Source organism: Streptomyces sp. NPDC025806 (assembly GCF_055558275.1).
Window position 1 is genome coordinate 470,412 of sequence record NZ_JBVHMU010000003.1, and the last position, 13,622, is coordinate 484,033.

Genomic DNA, 13,622 nt, shown 5'->3' on the forward strand with positions numbered 1-13,622 from the left:
GCGGGGGAGCGGGTGCTACTGCCTCCGGCGCTGCGGGGGTTCGCGGCGGTGACCGGGGCGGTGGCCGTGCTGGTCGTCGCGGTGATCGGGGTGTTGTACGCCGGGCACGGGCAGCCGGGGCGGGTGGACCGGTGGTTCGTCGATGCGACGGACGACACGGTCGGGCAGCCCTGGCGCGGGGTCGCCCTGACGCTGGACTTCCTCGGGGAGCCGGTGGGGGCCGTGGTGCTGGTGGGCGCCGTCGTGGGCTGGTGCCTGCTGCGGGGGCGCCGGCGGGGCGCGGTGTTCCTCGTCGCGGCAAGTGGTGTGGCCGTCGCTGTGGCCACCCTGCTCAAGCACGTGGTGGGCCGCACGATCCACGGGGACGGGAACCTGTCGTACCCGAGCGGGCACACGGCCTTCTTCACGGCGCTGGCCGTCGGGGTGGCGCTGGTCGTGACCGGGCGGCGCGGGGTCGTCTTCGGTGCGGCGCTCGTGGCCGGCGGCGCGATGGGGTGGGCGCAGGTCGCGCTGGGCGCGCATTACCCGACGGACGTCCTGGGTGGCTGGTGCGTGGCGCTGGCGCTCACGTTGACGCTGGCCGGGCTCTTCGACGCGGCAGCGCGGCGGGGTTCGAGACCGGGGGCCTCGGAGCCGGCGCCGAAGTAGCCCCGCCCGCCGGGAGGACGCCGCCGTCGCGTACGTCGGGAGAGGGACCGGTCCACCGGCAGGCTCGGCCGCGCGGCGGAACGAGGTCGCGACCGGTGACTGACGTGTGCGCGGCGGATGCCGAGCAGGATCGGTCGTGGCAGGGCGGAGGGTTCTCTCCCTCCGACGCTTCGGTTCCGCACCCCGAATGGAGCTTCACCATGTCCCGGTTCAAGCTGTCCCACCGCGCCGTCACGTTCCTCGCGGCGGCCGCCGTCCTGGCGACCACCGCGGGGGTCGCCTCCGCCTCGGCGCCGGTGTCCCCCACGCGCGACTCCGGCGAGGCCGTGCACGCCTCCGCCCCGTCCGGGGCCCTCACCTCCCGACTCAAAGGCTGGGGCCGTATGGACTATCCCGCGGTCGGTGACGACATCCAGGTCACGGTCGATGCCCATGCCGTCTTCAAGGGCGTGGGCTGGGCCCAGCCCGACAAGGCCTGGGGGACCTTTCGCATCTACCACCGGATGCCGGCCGCCGACGGCGAGCCCGCGAAGGTCAACTGGGGCGACTTCAAGGTCGACTGCCTGACCAGCGGCGGCCCCACCGCCACCGTGACCGGGCGCCTCGTGCGCACCGGGGGCAACGTCGGCGCCTGGGACGACTATCTGAAGCGGCATGTCCGCATGGGGATCAGCTTCTACGTGGCAGAGGGCGAGGGCGGCGGGCCCAGCCGCATCGGGATCTCCGGAGGCACGGAGAAGGGCGAGCCTCTGCTGACCAAGTGCATGGCGCCGGCCGCCGACTCCAAGGTGATCAAGGGCGGTTACGCCCTCACGGACAAGGTTCCGGCCGGCTGAGGATCGTCCGCGGAAACGGCGCCGCGCCGACGTGGCGGACCGCGCAGTTCCCCGCGCCCCTGGCGGGGCGGAGGTCGCTGGGGCCGGCTGTGCCGCGCCGTAGGGGCCGAGCGCCGTCGCCGACCGCTGCGCCGTCGTGGTTGCTCGCGCAGTTCCCCGCGCCCCTGACGGGGCCGAGGCCGCTGGAGCACGCGGTCGGCGGGGCCGGGGTGCAGCGTCGCCCGCCGTAGGGGCTGAGCCTCGTCGCCGACCGCTGCGCCGTCGTGGCTGGTCGCGCAGTTCCCCGCGCCCCTGGCGGGGCGCTCTGCTCGGCGCCGAATCAGCGCCGCCTCAGCTCGGGATGACGGGAACCCGTGGCCGAGGCTGGGCGCCGGGCCGACGCCCCCGGAGGGGGCGGGTGGGTGGGATAAGGGGGCGGGCCATAGGCGGGAGACAGTTCGCCCCGGCGCTAAGCCGGACCCCTGATCTCGCCTGGCGCCCAAGCCAGACCCCCCGATCGCGCCCGGCGCCCGAATCAGCCCCCCGGTCGCGCCCCGCGCCCAAGGCCTACCGCGGCGTGGTCAAGCCCGTTGCCGGAAGACGGGCTTGACCGGGCGGCCGCCGAGCCACGGCGTGGGGTCGCCCGCGTCCAGGGCCTTGCGGTAGACCCCGCACGCGTCGGCCACGACCTCCACCGTGCGGTCGATGTCCGTCTCCTCGAGCGCGCCGCTCACCACGAAGGAGGGAGCGAGGACCCCGCCCGCCAGCAACTGCCGCAGGAACAGGGTGCGGTAGGGCTGGGACGGCTGCCCGTACTCGTCCAGCGTGCCGAACACCAGGTTGCTGGCCCGGCCCCGGACGACGACATGCTCCCCGACACCCCGGCTCGCCGCGGCCTCCCGTACGCCGGAGGCCAAGCGCTCCCCGAGCGCGTGCAGCCGGGCCGTCACCCCCTCCTCGACGTACGTGTCCAGCACCGCCATCGCCGCCGCCAGCGCATGCGTCTCCGCCCCGTGCGTGGTGGACAGCAGGAACACCCGGTCGTGCGCGTCCCGCAGCCCGCCCCGCTCCATGAACTCCCGCCGCCCGGCGAGCGCCGACACCGCGAACCCGTTGCCGAGCGCCTTCCCGAACGTGGAAAGGTCGGGCACGACCCCGTAGAGGCCCTGCGCCCCCGCCTCGGACCAGCGCAGTCCCGTGATCATCTCGTCGAACACCAGCAGGCACCCGTGCCGGTGGGCCAGTTCGCGCAGCCCCTCCAAGTAGCCGGGCGGTGGCTCGACATGGCCGGCCGGCTCCAGGATCAGGCAGGCGATCTCGCCGGCGTGCCGGACCAGGACCTCCTCCGTGGCGGCCAGGTCGCCGTAGGGGAATCCGACGGTCAGGTCGGTGATCGCGGCCGGGATGCCGGCGGACATCGGTGTCGTGCCGATGAACCAGTCGTCCACGGAGAAGAAGGGGTGGTCGGAGCAGATCGCCACGCGGGTGCGGCCGGTGACGGCGCGGGCGAGGCGGACCGCCGCGGTGGTGACGTCCGAGCCGTTCTTGGCGAACTTCACCATCTCGGCCGTCGGCACGGTCGCGAGGAACCGCTCGGCGGCCTCCACCTCCAGGACGGACGGCCGCACGAAGTTGCTGCCGCGGTCCAGTTCACGGCGTACCGCCTCTGTCACGCGCGGATGGGCGTGCCCGAGGCTCACCGAGCGCAGCCCGGACCCGTACTCGATGTACCGGTTCCCGTCGACGTCCCACACGTGCGCGCCCTTGCCGTGGCTGATGACCGGCGCGAGGTGCTCGGGGTACTGGTCGTCGCCCTTGGCGTACGTGTGCGCGCCTCCGGGGATCAGCGCGTGCAGCCGCTCGTTCGCCGCGCGCGAGCGGGGCAGTTCGAAGTCTTCGGCGTCCACGGCCCGGGTCACCCTTCCTTCCGCTGCTTGAGGACCTCCGCGAGTCCGGGCGCCTCCCGGTCGCGGCGGGACACCGACGTCGCGGGCAGCGGCCAGGGGATGGCGAGTTCGGGGTCGTCGTAGGCGATGGTCACGTCCTCGGACGGATCGTGCGGACGGTCGATCCGGTACGAGGTGTCGGCGCTCTCGCTGAGCGCCTGGAAGCCGTGCGCGCACCCCGCCGGGATGTACAGCGTCGTCTGCGTCTCGCCGGACAGCTCGAAGAACGCCCGGCCCAGGTACGTGGGGGAGTCCTCGCGCAGGTCGACGACGACGTCGAAGATCCGCCCCGACGAGCAGCGTACGAGTTTGGCCTCCCCGGCGCCCGAGCGCAGGTGCATCCCGCGCAGCACGCCCCGGACCGACCGGGACACGCTGTCCTGGACGAAGGCGTGCGGATCGAGGCCCACCGAGCGGATCACGTCCGCGTCGAAGGTGCGGCAGAAGAAGCCGCGTTCGTCGGCGTACGGGGTGGACTCGAACAGGAACGCGCCGGAGATCTCCGGGACTTCGGTCGCTTTCATGGAACCTCTCGCAACGTGGGGGTGGTGGTGTCGGTGGGTGAGGGCAGGAGCGCGGTCAGGGCGTCGAACTGCTCGCGCAGCTGCCGGGCGGTCACCTCGCCCCGCTCGGCGAGGGTCCGCCGGACGTCCGCCGCGTTCTTCTCCAGCTCCCGGAACTGTTCGAGCAGCCGGTCCGCGTCGACCTCGCGCGCCGGATGGCAGTACGCGCCGAGGCCCATCCGGTCCATGAGCGCCTCGCTCTTGGCCGCGTAGCTGACGGCGAGGACGGGTGTTCCGGTCTTCAGGGCGCAGATCAGGTTGTGGTAGCGGACCGCGACCACGGTGTCGGCGGCCGTCATCTCGTCCATCAGGTCGGCGAGCGAGGCCGGTTCGGCGGCCGTGACCAGGGGCGAGTCGACGGCGTCGAGGATCGCCGCGACCACCGACGCGTCGCAGGTGTCGCCGGTGAGCAGCCGCACCGGCCGGCCCTCGCCGACCAGCGCGCGCACGAAGCGGATCGTGCCGTCGAGGTAGCGCCGGTGGATCTCGTCGGCCCGCGCGCGGTCGTCGTCGCCGCCGTGGAAGTCCATGACGCCGAGACAGACCGGCCCCGGCGGACCCGAGGGCGCCACCCGCTCCGGGGCGGGCAGGGCGAACGCGAGGTCCGGGTAGACCCGGTCGCGCGTGGTGTCCACGCCCATGCCCCGCAGCGCGTCCCGGGACCGCTCGTCCCGGTACGAGCGGTACGCGGCAAGGCGTGCCGACCAGCGCACCAGGGCCCGCGTCGACGGATTGCCGATCGGGGCGGCGCCCACGCTGACGAACGCGACCTTCGTGCCGAGCAGCCGCCCGCTCGCGCTCAGCAGGAACAGCGCGTACGGGAAGCCCCACGGCCGCAGTGGCAGCGTGGCCTCCAGGACGCCCATGCCGGGCACGATCACCACGTCGTGCCGTCGCACCCAGGCGGCGGTGCGGAACACGTCGACGAGTTTGCCGAGGCCCTTCCCGGCGATCGCCCCGGCGCGGGACGCCGTCCGGTACTCCCCGCGGTACCAGTGCAGTCGCGTCGCGGGGATCCCGAACCGGGCCGTGACCGCCTCGGGCCCCCCGCACAGCGCGTCCACGACCACGTCCGGATGCTCCGCGCGCAGATACCCGAGCAGGGCCTCCAGGGAGCCGTCGTTGCCGAGGTTGCCGGAGCCGAGCAGGCCGAACACCCCGACGCGCACCGGCGTCACGCCCGCCCCCCGGTCCGGCCCTCGCGCCCGGCGACGAGCTCGTCGACGGAGACGGTGAGCAGGTCCGGGTCGACCGGCGCGCGGTCCTCGACCCGCTCACCGGCGCCCGGCCTGACCCGGCTGCTCATCCAGTCGGCGAGATGGCCGAAGCAGGCCCGCCGGTCGGCCGGGGACAGCGGCGCCCGCCGGATCGCCGCGACGAACCCCCACAGGTACTCGGCGAGCAGCCGCGGCGTCGGATGCAGCGGCCCGGCCCGGCGCGGGTCCAGGTTGACGCAGCGGGCGCGCTTGCCGGGGTTCGCCCGCTCGGCGCGGTTCGGGTGGTCGCGGCGGAAGTAGAGCAGCTCCGGCACCTGGTGGAAGCGCCCGTGCAGAGTGATCTCGGCGACGAAGGTGCGGTCCGCGTGGTGGTAGCTGTCGAGCGGTTTCACCCGGCGCAGCACGTCGGCCCGGATCACCCCGTAGAAGTCGTCGCCGCCCGGCTCGAACAGCAGGCTGCGGAAGCGGTCCGGGGCGCTCGGCGAGCCGGTGTCGAGCGTGTACGCGTACGGCACCTTCACCCGGCCGTCGGCGTCGATGACCGCCTGGTCGGTGTGCGCCAGGATCACGTCGGGCCGCTCGTCCAGGGCCTCCACGCAGCGGCGCAGCAGGTCCCGGCCGTACAGGTCGTCGTGCGAGGCCCACTTGAACAGTTCGCCGCGGCACTCGGCGAACACCCGGTTGTGGTTCGGGGTCGCCCCGACGTTGCGGGGCAGCCGGAGGTAGCGGACGCGGGAGTCCCGCGCCGCGTACTTGCGGCAGATCTCCTGGGTGGCGTCGGTCGAGGCGTTGTCGGAGACGACCAGTTCGAAGTCCTCGTAGGTCTGGCCGAGCAGCGCGTCGAGCGACTCGGCGAGGTACTCCTCGCCGTTGTACACGGGCAGGCCGATGCTCAGCCTGGGGTGGGGGGTCATGACGTCCTCGCTTCGTGGTTCTCGTGGTTCCGGTGGTGCTCGCGCAGGGCGGACCGCAGGTGCAGCCACCACACGGCCGAGCCGCTCAGCGTCGCGGCGGCGACGCCCCAGGCCGAGCCGACCGTGCCGCCGGCGGCCGCCCCGCCGAGCCCGCCGGTGACGTAACAGAGGGAGGCGAACAGCTGGCAGCGCAGGCTGCGCCGGGCCGCGCCGAGCGCGCGCAGCCCGGCCGCCGCGCCCGTGCCGAGACCGGCCCCGGCGACGGCGAGGGTCACCGGCACGACGAGCGGGGAGGCCGACTCCCACACGTGGCCGAGGACCAGTTCGCCGAGCCGGTCCGGCATCAGCAGCAGGGCGCCGCCCCACAGGAGGGCGGCGCCGGCCTGCCCGCCGCCCAGCAGGAGGCAGAACCGGCCGAGCCGGTGCGGGGCACTGCGCAGCACCCGGGCCGCCTCGGGGACCGTGACCAGGGACAGGCCCATCAGCACGGCGAGGAACGGGCCGAGCAGCAGCTCGGCGCCGCGCACCGCGCCGACCGCGCCGACGCCGACGATCACGCCGAGTCCGTAGGCCCGCAGCTGGCTCGCGCCGCTGAGGCTCACGTTCTCGACGAGGTAGCGGTAGCCGAGGTCGCGCTGCTCGCGCAGCCAGGAGCGGGCCCGGCCGGGCCGGGGCCGGATCCCGCACTGGACGCAGCCGTACGCGGCGGCGACCGCGGCGGAGGCGCCCCAGGCCACCACGAACGCGCCGACGCCGCCCACACGGTCGGCCACGACCATGGCCGGGAGGAGCGCGGCGCCCCACACCAGGTCGTTGACGAACGCCTTGCGGCCCGCGCCCGCGGCGAAGAACGAGAACCGCCAGGCGTCCTGGAGCAGCAGCCCCGGCATGACCACGCCGAGGCAGGCGAACGCGGGCCCCACCCGGCCGCCGAGCGCGAGCCCGACGGCCAGGCAGGCCGCGCCGATGACGACCCCGACCCCGAGCGCGGTACCGGTCGACCGGGCGACGGCCCCGCGCCAGGCCGCCTGAGGCACCGCGCTGAACCGCACCACGAGCGGGTCGGTGGCCAGGCCCCGGGAGACGTTGAGCACCACGCCGTACGTCACCCAGGCCAGGCTGAACACGCCGAACGCGGTGACGCCCAGCGAGCGGGCCACGTACACGCCCACCACGAAGTTGGACAGGCTGGAGGCCGCCTGGTCGGCGAGCCCCCAGGACAGCCGGCCGACGAGGGCCCGCCGCGCGGACCCGGCCCGTGCCGTCGCCCGCACCTCCTCGGTCTCCTTCTCGGTGGTCATCGGCGTCACGCCTTGATCAGGCCGGCCGCGGCGAGCGCGTCGGCCGCGTCCGCGACGGTGGCGAAGGGCAGCCCGGACCGCTCGGCGACGTCGAGCAGATCGTGCTCGCCGTCGGAGAGGTTGAGCACCCAGAGCATCGCCATCTGGGCCTCCTGGGTGTCGCTGCGCCCGCCGAGCGCCTCGTACAGCCCGCGCCGCCCCAACTGCGGTTCGCCGTACGGGCTGAGGTTGAGGTAGCGGCGGTTGCGGTCCAGGACGGCGAACGCCTCGCGGCAGACGGCGAGGGTGTCCGCCATCGCGGCCGGGGACACGAAGTCCAGGTCGTCCGCCGAGGTGTGGTACTCGGGGTAGCCCGCGTACGGGGTCCGGGTGAGCGAGCCGACGCCGAGGTCGAAGCCGGGCGAGCAGTACTGCCGTTCGTCGTAGCCGTACGGGGTGAACTCCCTGATCTCGTGCGGCCGTTCCGATGCGGTCAGCACATGGCGCAGCACCCGGTCGATCTCCGCGTCGCCGCGCCGGCTCCGCTTGTACGTGAGATTCCCCGGGTCGCCCGCGCACGCGAGCACCAGCCCGTGCCGCACCCGACCCACCCGCTCCCGGTTGCGGGCCAGCCAGGTGATCGCCCCGATCGTGCCGGGCGCGTACACGAACCGGTACGTGTAGTACGGCTCCCGCTCCGCGAGCTCCCGGGCCAGGAACGTCGCGACGGCGATCCCGGCCAGGTTGTCGTTGGCCAGCGACGGGTGGCAGACGTGGCAGGAGACCAACACCTCGTCGGAGACCTGGCCGGGCACCACGTGCTCGGCGTAGCTGAGGTGGCCGTCCGCGAGCGTGGAGTCGATGACGACCTCGTACTCGCCGTCCGGGAGCGCGTCCAGGGTCTCCTGGGCCAGACAGAACCCCCACTCCGGCTTGTAGTAACTCGTCCGGTACGGCACCCACTTCGGGTGCTCCGGCAGGGTGTGCAGATGCTTCCTCAGCTCGGCCAGCGGCATCCGCGTGGACACCGGCACGCTGTAGCCGAGCACATGCAGACTCGACGCGGCGAAGTCGACGACCCGCTTGCCGGTGGCGTCCGCGACGTACGCGTCACGGATGTTCCACTCCTGCGGCACCGTCCAGTCGAGCACCTGCGTTCCCGTCGGCACCTCGTGCCGGGTCAGCGGGACGTGCTCGCCGACGATGTCCAGGGTGGCGCGCACCCCGTCGCCCGTGATGCTCCGGCACAGCGGGTACATCCGCTCCACCAGCGCGTGCATCTCCTCGCCGACAGCGGTCATCCGCGCCGCCGCAGGGTGTCGTCGACGGTGCCGGCCTCGGACGCCGCGCGCAGCACGGCGAGCCGGGTGAAACGCTCCGTGAACGCCGCCATGGTCAGCCCGTGCGTCCGGTACGCGTCGGCCAGTTCGAGCGCGCCCTGCTTCACCGTCCACGCGCAGTCGAAGCCGGGCAGCGCTTCACGGATCCGGGAGAAGTCCACCCGGTACGAGCGCGGGTCGGCGCCGCTCTCGCCGGTGATCCGCACCTTCGCGCCGTCGACCGCCTCGGCGACCTGCGCGGCGATCTCCGCGACCGTCACGTTGTTGACCTCGCTGCCGACGTTGAACGCCCGGTCGTGCACCGCCTCGCGCGGCGCCTGAAGCGCGGCCGTGAACGCCTGCGCGATGTCGGCGGCGTGCACGAGCGGCCGCCACGGGGTGCCGTCGGACAGGACGAGCACCTCGCCGGTCAACAGGGCGTGCCCGACCAGATTGTTGAGCACGATGTCGGCGCGCAGCCTGGGGGAGAACCCGAACGCGGTCGCGTTGCGCATGTACACCGGTGTGAAGTCGGCGTCGGCCAGCGCGTGCAGGTCGTCCTCCACCCGCACCTTGGACTCCGCGTACGGGGTCACCGGGCGCAGCGGCGCCTCCTCGGCGACCAGCTCGTCACCGCCCGCCGCGCCGTAGACGGAGCAGGTCGACGCGTACAGGAAGCGCCGCACCCCCGCGTCGCGGGCCAGCCGGGCGAGCCGGACCGACGCGTGATGGTTGATGTCGTAGGTGAGTTCGGGGGCCAGCGAGCCCAGCGGGTCGTTGGAGAGCGCGGCGAGGTGGATCACGGCGTCCACCCCGGCCACGTGCTCGGCCGTGACGTCGCGCAGGTCCACGCGGTGACCGCGCGGGTCGGCGGGCTCCGGGCCGAGCACGCAGTCGGCGAACAGGCCGGAGTCGAGGCCCACGACCTCGTGTCCGGCGGCGGCGAGGACCGGGGCCATCACGGTGCCCAGATAGCCCTGGTGTCCGGTCAGCAGTACGCGCAAGGTGGTTCAACCCCCCAGGTTGAGAGTGAGTTTGGTGACGGCGAAGGCCTCGGCGTAGCGCGCGTGGCATTCGATGCCGCGGATCCGGGCGAGGCCCAGGAAGGCCTCCCGGTCGTACCAGGGACGGTGCCGCTGCGAGGGGTAGTGCTCCTGGAGCAGCCGGACCTTGTCCTCGGCCGTCTCCGGTGACAGCGGCTGGTACGCGGCCATGCGGCCGAGATCGCCGTCCCACTTGACGATCTCGTAGCCGAGGACCAGGTGGTCGCGGAACGCGGTGGGAATCAGCCGGGCGAGACCCCGGTGGTCCTGGTGCGCGTCGTCCGTGCGCGGGGCGAGGACCAGGTCCGGGTCGCCCTGCGCGCGCAGTTCCTCGACGGCGCGCTTCGCCTCGTCCCAGTGCACGGGCAGCCGGCCGTCCGGCAGCTTGTGCACGGTCAGCCGCAGATCGGCGCCCGGGCAGAACGCGGCGAGCGCGGCCTCCTCCTCCTGCTCGCGCTCGGTGCCGCCGCCGGTGAGGACCAGCGCGTCGACCCGCAGACCGGGGTGCGCGCGGCACAGCGTGAGGAGGGTGCCGCCGGCGCCGATCGCGAGGTCGTCGCAGTGCGCGCCGACGGCCACGATCCGCTCCAGACGGCCGGCGCCCAGCCCGATCACGCGCCCACCCCCGCCGGGTCCCGCTCCCACACGGCCCACGGACGCTCGCCCCGGGTGTACGAGGCGTCGAGCGCCGCCCGCTCCTTCACCGTGTCGGTCGGCTTCCAGAACCCGCGGTGCCGGTGCGCCACAAGGCGTCCCTGCTTGGCCAGTTGGGCGCAGCCGTCGGCGACCAGGTCCCCGTTCTCGGGTATGTGGTCGAAGACCTCCTGACGGAGCACGAAGTAGCCGCCGTTCTCCCACAGCGGCATGTCGCTGACCGCAGTGATCCCGCCGACCAGGCCGTCCTCGCCGAGGTCCACGCAGTGGAACGAGGACTGCGGCGGCACCACCATCATCGAGGCGCCCGCGTCCCGCCGCTCGAAGTTCTCGATCATCTCCGGCAGCGGGGCGTCGGTCAGCACGTCCGCGTAGTTGGCGAGGAACATCTCGTCGCCGTCCAGGTGGTGGCGCACCCGGCGCAGCCGCTCACCGATCGGCGACTCGATGCCGGTCTGCGCGAACGTGATGGTCCAGTCGGCTATGTCGGTGGAGAGCAGCTCCGTCTTCCCGCCGCGCAGCACGAAGTCGTTGGACGTCGTCTCCTCGTAGGTGAGGAAGAACTCCTTGATGTGGTGGGCGCCGTAGCCGAGGCACAGGATGAACTCCTTGTGCCCGAAGTGCGCGTAGTAGCGCATCACGTGCCAGATCAGGGGGCGCGGGCCGACCATCGCCATCGGCTTGGGCACGTCGTCGCCCGTGCCCTCGCGCATCCGCATCCCGTAACCGCCGCAGAACAGGACGACCTTCATGACGTGACCCCTCCGGCGACCTCTGCGGGCGCGACCTCGACGATGCTCAGTTCCGGGACGGGGAAGACCAGGCGGCCGCCCCACTCATGGACGTAGGACAGCTGCTCCACCAGCTCGTCCCGCAGGTTCCACGGCAGGACCAGGACGTAGTCCGGCCGGTCCGCGGCGATCCGCTCGGGCGGCAGGATCGGGATGCGGGCGCCCGGGGTGAACCGGCCGTGCTTGTACGGGTTCCGGTCGACCGTGTACGGCAGCAGGTCGGGGCGGATCCCGCAGTGGTTCAGCAGGGTGTTGCCCTTGCCGGGGGCGCCGTAGCCGACGACCGTCTCGCCGCGCTCGGCGGCCCCGATGAGGAACTTCAGGAGGTCCCGGCGCACCTTCGCGACCCGGGCGGCGAACTCCGCGTACCCGGACAGCTCCTGGAGCCCGGCGGCCTTCTCCCGGGCCAGCACGTCCGCGACCCGCTCGGACGGCTCGCCGGCCGCCTCCTGCGGGCGGGCCCACAGCCGGATCGAACCGCCGTGCGTGGGCAGCAGCTCCACGTCCACGAGCGTCAGACCGCCGCTCGCGAGCGCCCGGATCGCGGACGCGACCGTGTAGTACTGGAAGTGCTCGTGGTAGATCGTGTCGTACTGGTTCTCCTCGATCAGGGTCAGCAGGTGCTGCACCTCGATCGACACCCAGCCGTCGTCCGCGACCAGCGCCCGCAGGCCCTGCGTGAAGCCGACCACGTCGGGGATGTGCGCGTACACGTTGTTCGCCACGACGAGGTCCGCCGGGCCGTGCTCCGCGCGGACCTCCCCGCCGACCTGCGGACTCAGGAACTCCGTGAGCGTCGGCACGCCCGCCTCGCGCGCGGCGGCGCCGACGTTCACCGACGGCTCGATGCCCAGGCAGCGCACCCCCCGCTCCACCATGTGCTTCAGCAGGTAGCCGTCGTTGCTCGCGACCTCCACCACGAACGACGCGTGGCCCAGACCGAGCCGGTCCGCGGCGCCGGTCACGAAGGTGCGCGCGTGCTCCACCCAGGACGTCGAGAAGGACGAGAAGTACGCGTACTCCTTGAACGTCTCCTCCGGCGTGATCAGCGGCGGGATCTGCGCCAGCCAGCACTCCGTGCACACCCGCAGGTGCAACGGGTACGCCGGTTCGGCCCGGTCCAGTTCGTGCGCGGCGAGGAAACTCTCGCACGGCGGCGTCGCGCCGAGATCGACGACGCTCGCCATCGCCTCCGAGCCGCACAGTCGGCATCGTGTCATCTACTGCCCCCCAGTTGTTCCGACCGTCCCGCGATCGCGGTGCGGTACTCCTCCAGCAGGCGCTCCAGGCCGACGGCGGGGCTGAAACCCTGCTCGTAGCGGCTCCGGGCGGCCCGGCCCAGCTCCCGGCCCAGATCGGGACGGCCCGCGATCCGGCGGATCCGGGACGCCAGCGAGGCGGCGTCGCCCGGGCGGTGCAGCAGCCCGGTCACCCCGTCCTCGACCAGCTCGACGAAGGCGCCGTGCCCGGCGGCGACGACCGGGACCCCGGCCGCCATCGCCTCCACGACCACCAGGCCGAACGCCTCCAGCCACGTCGACGGCGCCACCACGGCCACCGCCCGCGCGACCGCCTTGCGGCTCTCCGCCGGATCCAGCAGGCCCGCGAAGCGCACGTCGTCGCGGCCCGCCGCCCACGCGGCCACCTCCGGCTCCAGTGGTCCCGCGCCCGCGAGCACGAGCGGCACGCCCACCCCGCCGTCCGCCGCGAGCGTGTCCCACGCGGTCATCAGCAGCCGGACACCCTTCGCCTCGGCGAGCCGGCCGAGAAACAGCAGGTGCTCGCCCGCCGACGACTCCGCGCGGCGGACCTCCGGCTCCGGCACGAAGTTGTGCTTCACCGCGATCCGCTCCGCCGGCATCCCGGCCCGTACGAGCACCTCGCGCTGCGCCTGCGAGATGCACAGGAAGCGCGTGACGCCGGACCACCACCGCCGCCGGTTCGCCGACAGGCTGACCGCCAGTGGCACCGTCGCCAGGCGCGAGCCGCGGTAGCAGCCGTGCCGCACGGCGGGCAGCGGACTCCCGCCGACGCACTCGGTGCACGGCCGGCCGTCCCGCTGGAGCGTGCCCGGCGGGCAGACCTGCGTGTAGTTGTGCAGCGTCGCGACGGCCGGCACCCCCGCGTCCGCGCACGCGGCGAGCACCGCCGGGGACAGCAGCGGGAACACGTTGTGGACGTGCACCACGTCGGGCCGCTCCGCGCGCAGCCGCGCCGCGAGCTCCGTACGGACCGCCGGGTTCCACGGCACGAGCAGCGGCACCGCGACCTTCCCGAGCAGGGAACGCTCAGAGATGTCGTCGCTGCGCCGCTCGAACAGGTCGACCCGGTGACCCGCCGAGCGCAGCAGCTCCACCTCCCGGTCGACGACGTTGTTCTCCCCGCTCGGCTGCGCCGAGCCGTACCGGTTGTGCACCACGAGGACACGCACG

The 13,622-nt window shown here is 73.6% G+C and carries 13 protein-coding genes; 2 read left to right on the forward strand and 11 right to left on the reverse strand.

Annotation, left to right across the window (positions count from 1 at the left end):
* Positions 1 to 12 precede the first annotated feature (12 nt).
* Positions 13 to 648 carry a phosphatase PAP2 family protein gene (locus tag ACZ4E1_RS09140; RefSeq protein WP_467537294.1) on the forward strand — a complete coding sequence of 212 codons (636 nt, stop codon included), beginning with the start codon at positions 13 to 15 and terminating at the stop codon, positions 646 to 648.
* A gap of 200 nt (positions 649 to 848) precedes the next feature.
* Positions 849 to 1,484: a hypothetical protein gene (locus tag ACZ4E1_RS09145; RefSeq protein WP_467537296.1), complete on the forward strand. Its 636-nt coding sequence runs from the start codon at positions 849 to 851 to the stop codon at positions 1,482 to 1,484.
* Positions 1,485 to 2,044: 560 nt separating this feature from the next.
* Here the strand turns inward: ACZ4E1_RS09145 and ACZ4E1_RS09150 are convergent.
* The 11 genes from ACZ4E1_RS09150 to ACZ4E1_RS09200 are packed head-to-tail and all read right to left on the reverse strand — an operon-like array spanning position 2,045 to position 13,621.
* The gene (locus ACZ4E1_RS09150) at positions 2,045 to 3,370 is read right to left on the reverse strand and encodes a glutamate-1-semialdehyde 2,1-aminomutase (protein ID WP_467537298.1); all 1,326 of its coding nucleotides are present in this window, start codon (positions 3,368 to 3,370) and stop codon (positions 2,045 to 2,047) included.
* A gap of 8 nt (positions 3,371 to 3,378) precedes the next feature.
* Positions 3,379 to 3,933 (reverse strand): dTDP-4-dehydrorhamnose 3,5-epimerase family protein, encoded by a 555-nt coding sequence (locus ACZ4E1_RS09155; protein WP_467537300.1) that lies wholly within the window; start codon positions 3,931 to 3,933, stop codon positions 3,379 to 3,381.
* Positions 3,930 to 5,150: a polysaccharide pyruvyl transferase family protein gene (locus ACZ4E1_RS09160; RefSeq protein WP_467537302.1), complete on the reverse strand. Its 1,221-nt coding sequence runs from the start codon at positions 5,148 to 5,150 to the stop codon at positions 3,930 to 3,932. Before ACZ4E1_RS09160 ends, ACZ4E1_RS09155 begins: the two co-directional genes overlap by 4 nt.
* Positions 5,147 to 6,103, reverse strand: a complete 957-nt coding sequence (locus ACZ4E1_RS09165) for a glycosyltransferase family 2 protein (RefSeq protein ID WP_467537304.1) — start codon at positions 6,101 to 6,103, stop codon at positions 5,147 to 5,149. Before ACZ4E1_RS09165 ends, ACZ4E1_RS09160 begins: the two co-directional genes overlap by 4 nt.
* The gene (locus tag ACZ4E1_RS09170; RefSeq protein ID WP_467537306.1) at positions 6,100 to 7,404 is read right to left on the reverse strand and encodes a hypothetical protein; all 1,305 of its coding nucleotides are present in this window, start codon (positions 7,402 to 7,404) and stop codon (positions 6,100 to 6,102) included. Before ACZ4E1_RS09170 ends, ACZ4E1_RS09165 begins: the two co-directional genes overlap by 4 nt.
* Before the next feature lie 5 nt (positions 7,405 to 7,409).
* Positions 7,410 to 8,684 (reverse strand): DUF4910 domain-containing protein, encoded by a 1,275-nt coding sequence (locus ACZ4E1_RS09175; protein ID WP_467537308.1) that lies wholly within the window; start codon positions 8,682 to 8,684, stop codon positions 7,410 to 7,412.
* Positions 8,681 to 9,706: an NAD-dependent epimerase/dehydratase family protein gene (locus ACZ4E1_RS09180; RefSeq protein WP_467537310.1), complete on the reverse strand. Its 1,026-nt coding sequence runs from the start codon at positions 9,704 to 9,706 to the stop codon at positions 8,681 to 8,683. Before ACZ4E1_RS09180 ends, ACZ4E1_RS09175 begins: the two co-directional genes overlap by 4 nt.
* A gap of 6 nt (positions 9,707 to 9,712) precedes the next feature.
* The gene (locus tag ACZ4E1_RS09185; protein WP_467537312.1) at positions 9,713 to 10,360 is read right to left on the reverse strand and encodes a PIG-L deacetylase family protein; all 648 of its coding nucleotides are present in this window, start codon (positions 10,358 to 10,360) and stop codon (positions 9,713 to 9,715) included.
* The gene (locus ACZ4E1_RS09190) at positions 10,357 to 11,151 is read right to left on the reverse strand and encodes a glycosyltransferase family protein (protein ID WP_467537314.1); all 795 of its coding nucleotides are present in this window, start codon (positions 11,149 to 11,151) and stop codon (positions 10,357 to 10,359) included. Before ACZ4E1_RS09190 ends, ACZ4E1_RS09185 begins: the two co-directional genes overlap by 4 nt.
* Positions 11,148 to 12,410: a class I SAM-dependent methyltransferase gene (locus ACZ4E1_RS09195; RefSeq protein WP_467537316.1), complete on the reverse strand. Its 1,263-nt coding sequence runs from the start codon at positions 12,408 to 12,410 to the stop codon at positions 11,148 to 11,150. The genes ACZ4E1_RS09190 and ACZ4E1_RS09195 overlap by 4 nt, the downstream gene beginning before the upstream one ends.
* Positions 12,407 to 13,621, reverse strand: a complete 1,215-nt coding sequence (locus tag ACZ4E1_RS09200; protein WP_467537318.1) for a glycosyltransferase — start codon at positions 13,619 to 13,621, stop codon at positions 12,407 to 12,409. The genes ACZ4E1_RS09195 and ACZ4E1_RS09200 overlap by 4 nt, the downstream gene beginning before the upstream one ends.
* Between the last annotated feature and the right edge of the window lies 1 nt (position 13,622).

Bases quoted from the DNA above. Each gene is read 5' to 3' on its own strand.
- ACZ4E1_RS09145 (WP_467537296.1), top strand. From the start codon at position 849: ATGTCCCGGTTCAAGCTGTCCCACCGCGCCGTCACGTTCCTCGCGGCG.
- ACZ4E1_RS09190 (WP_467537314.1), bottom strand. From the start codon at position 11,151: ATGAAGGTCGTCCTGTTCTGCGGCGGTTACGGGATGCGGATGCGCGAG.
- ACZ4E1_RS09165 (WP_467537304.1), bottom strand. From the start codon at position 6,103: ATGACCCCCCACCCCAGGCTGAGCATCGGCCTGCCCGTGTACAACGGC.
- ACZ4E1_RS09170 (WP_467537306.1), bottom strand. From the start codon at position 7,404: ATGACCACCGAGAAGGAGACCGAGGAGGTGCGGGCGACGGCACGGGCC.
- ACZ4E1_RS09175 (WP_467537308.1), bottom strand. From the start codon at position 8,684: ATGACCGCTGTCGGCGAGGAGATGCACGCGCTGGTGGAGCGGATGTAC.
- ACZ4E1_RS09155 (WP_467537300.1), bottom strand. From the start codon at position 3,933: ATGAAAGCGACCGAAGTCCCGGAGATCTCCGGCGCGTTCCTGTTCGAG.
- ACZ4E1_RS09195 (WP_467537316.1), bottom strand. From the start codon at position 12,410: ATGACACGATGCCGACTGTGCGGCTCGGAGGCGATGGCGAGCGTCGTC.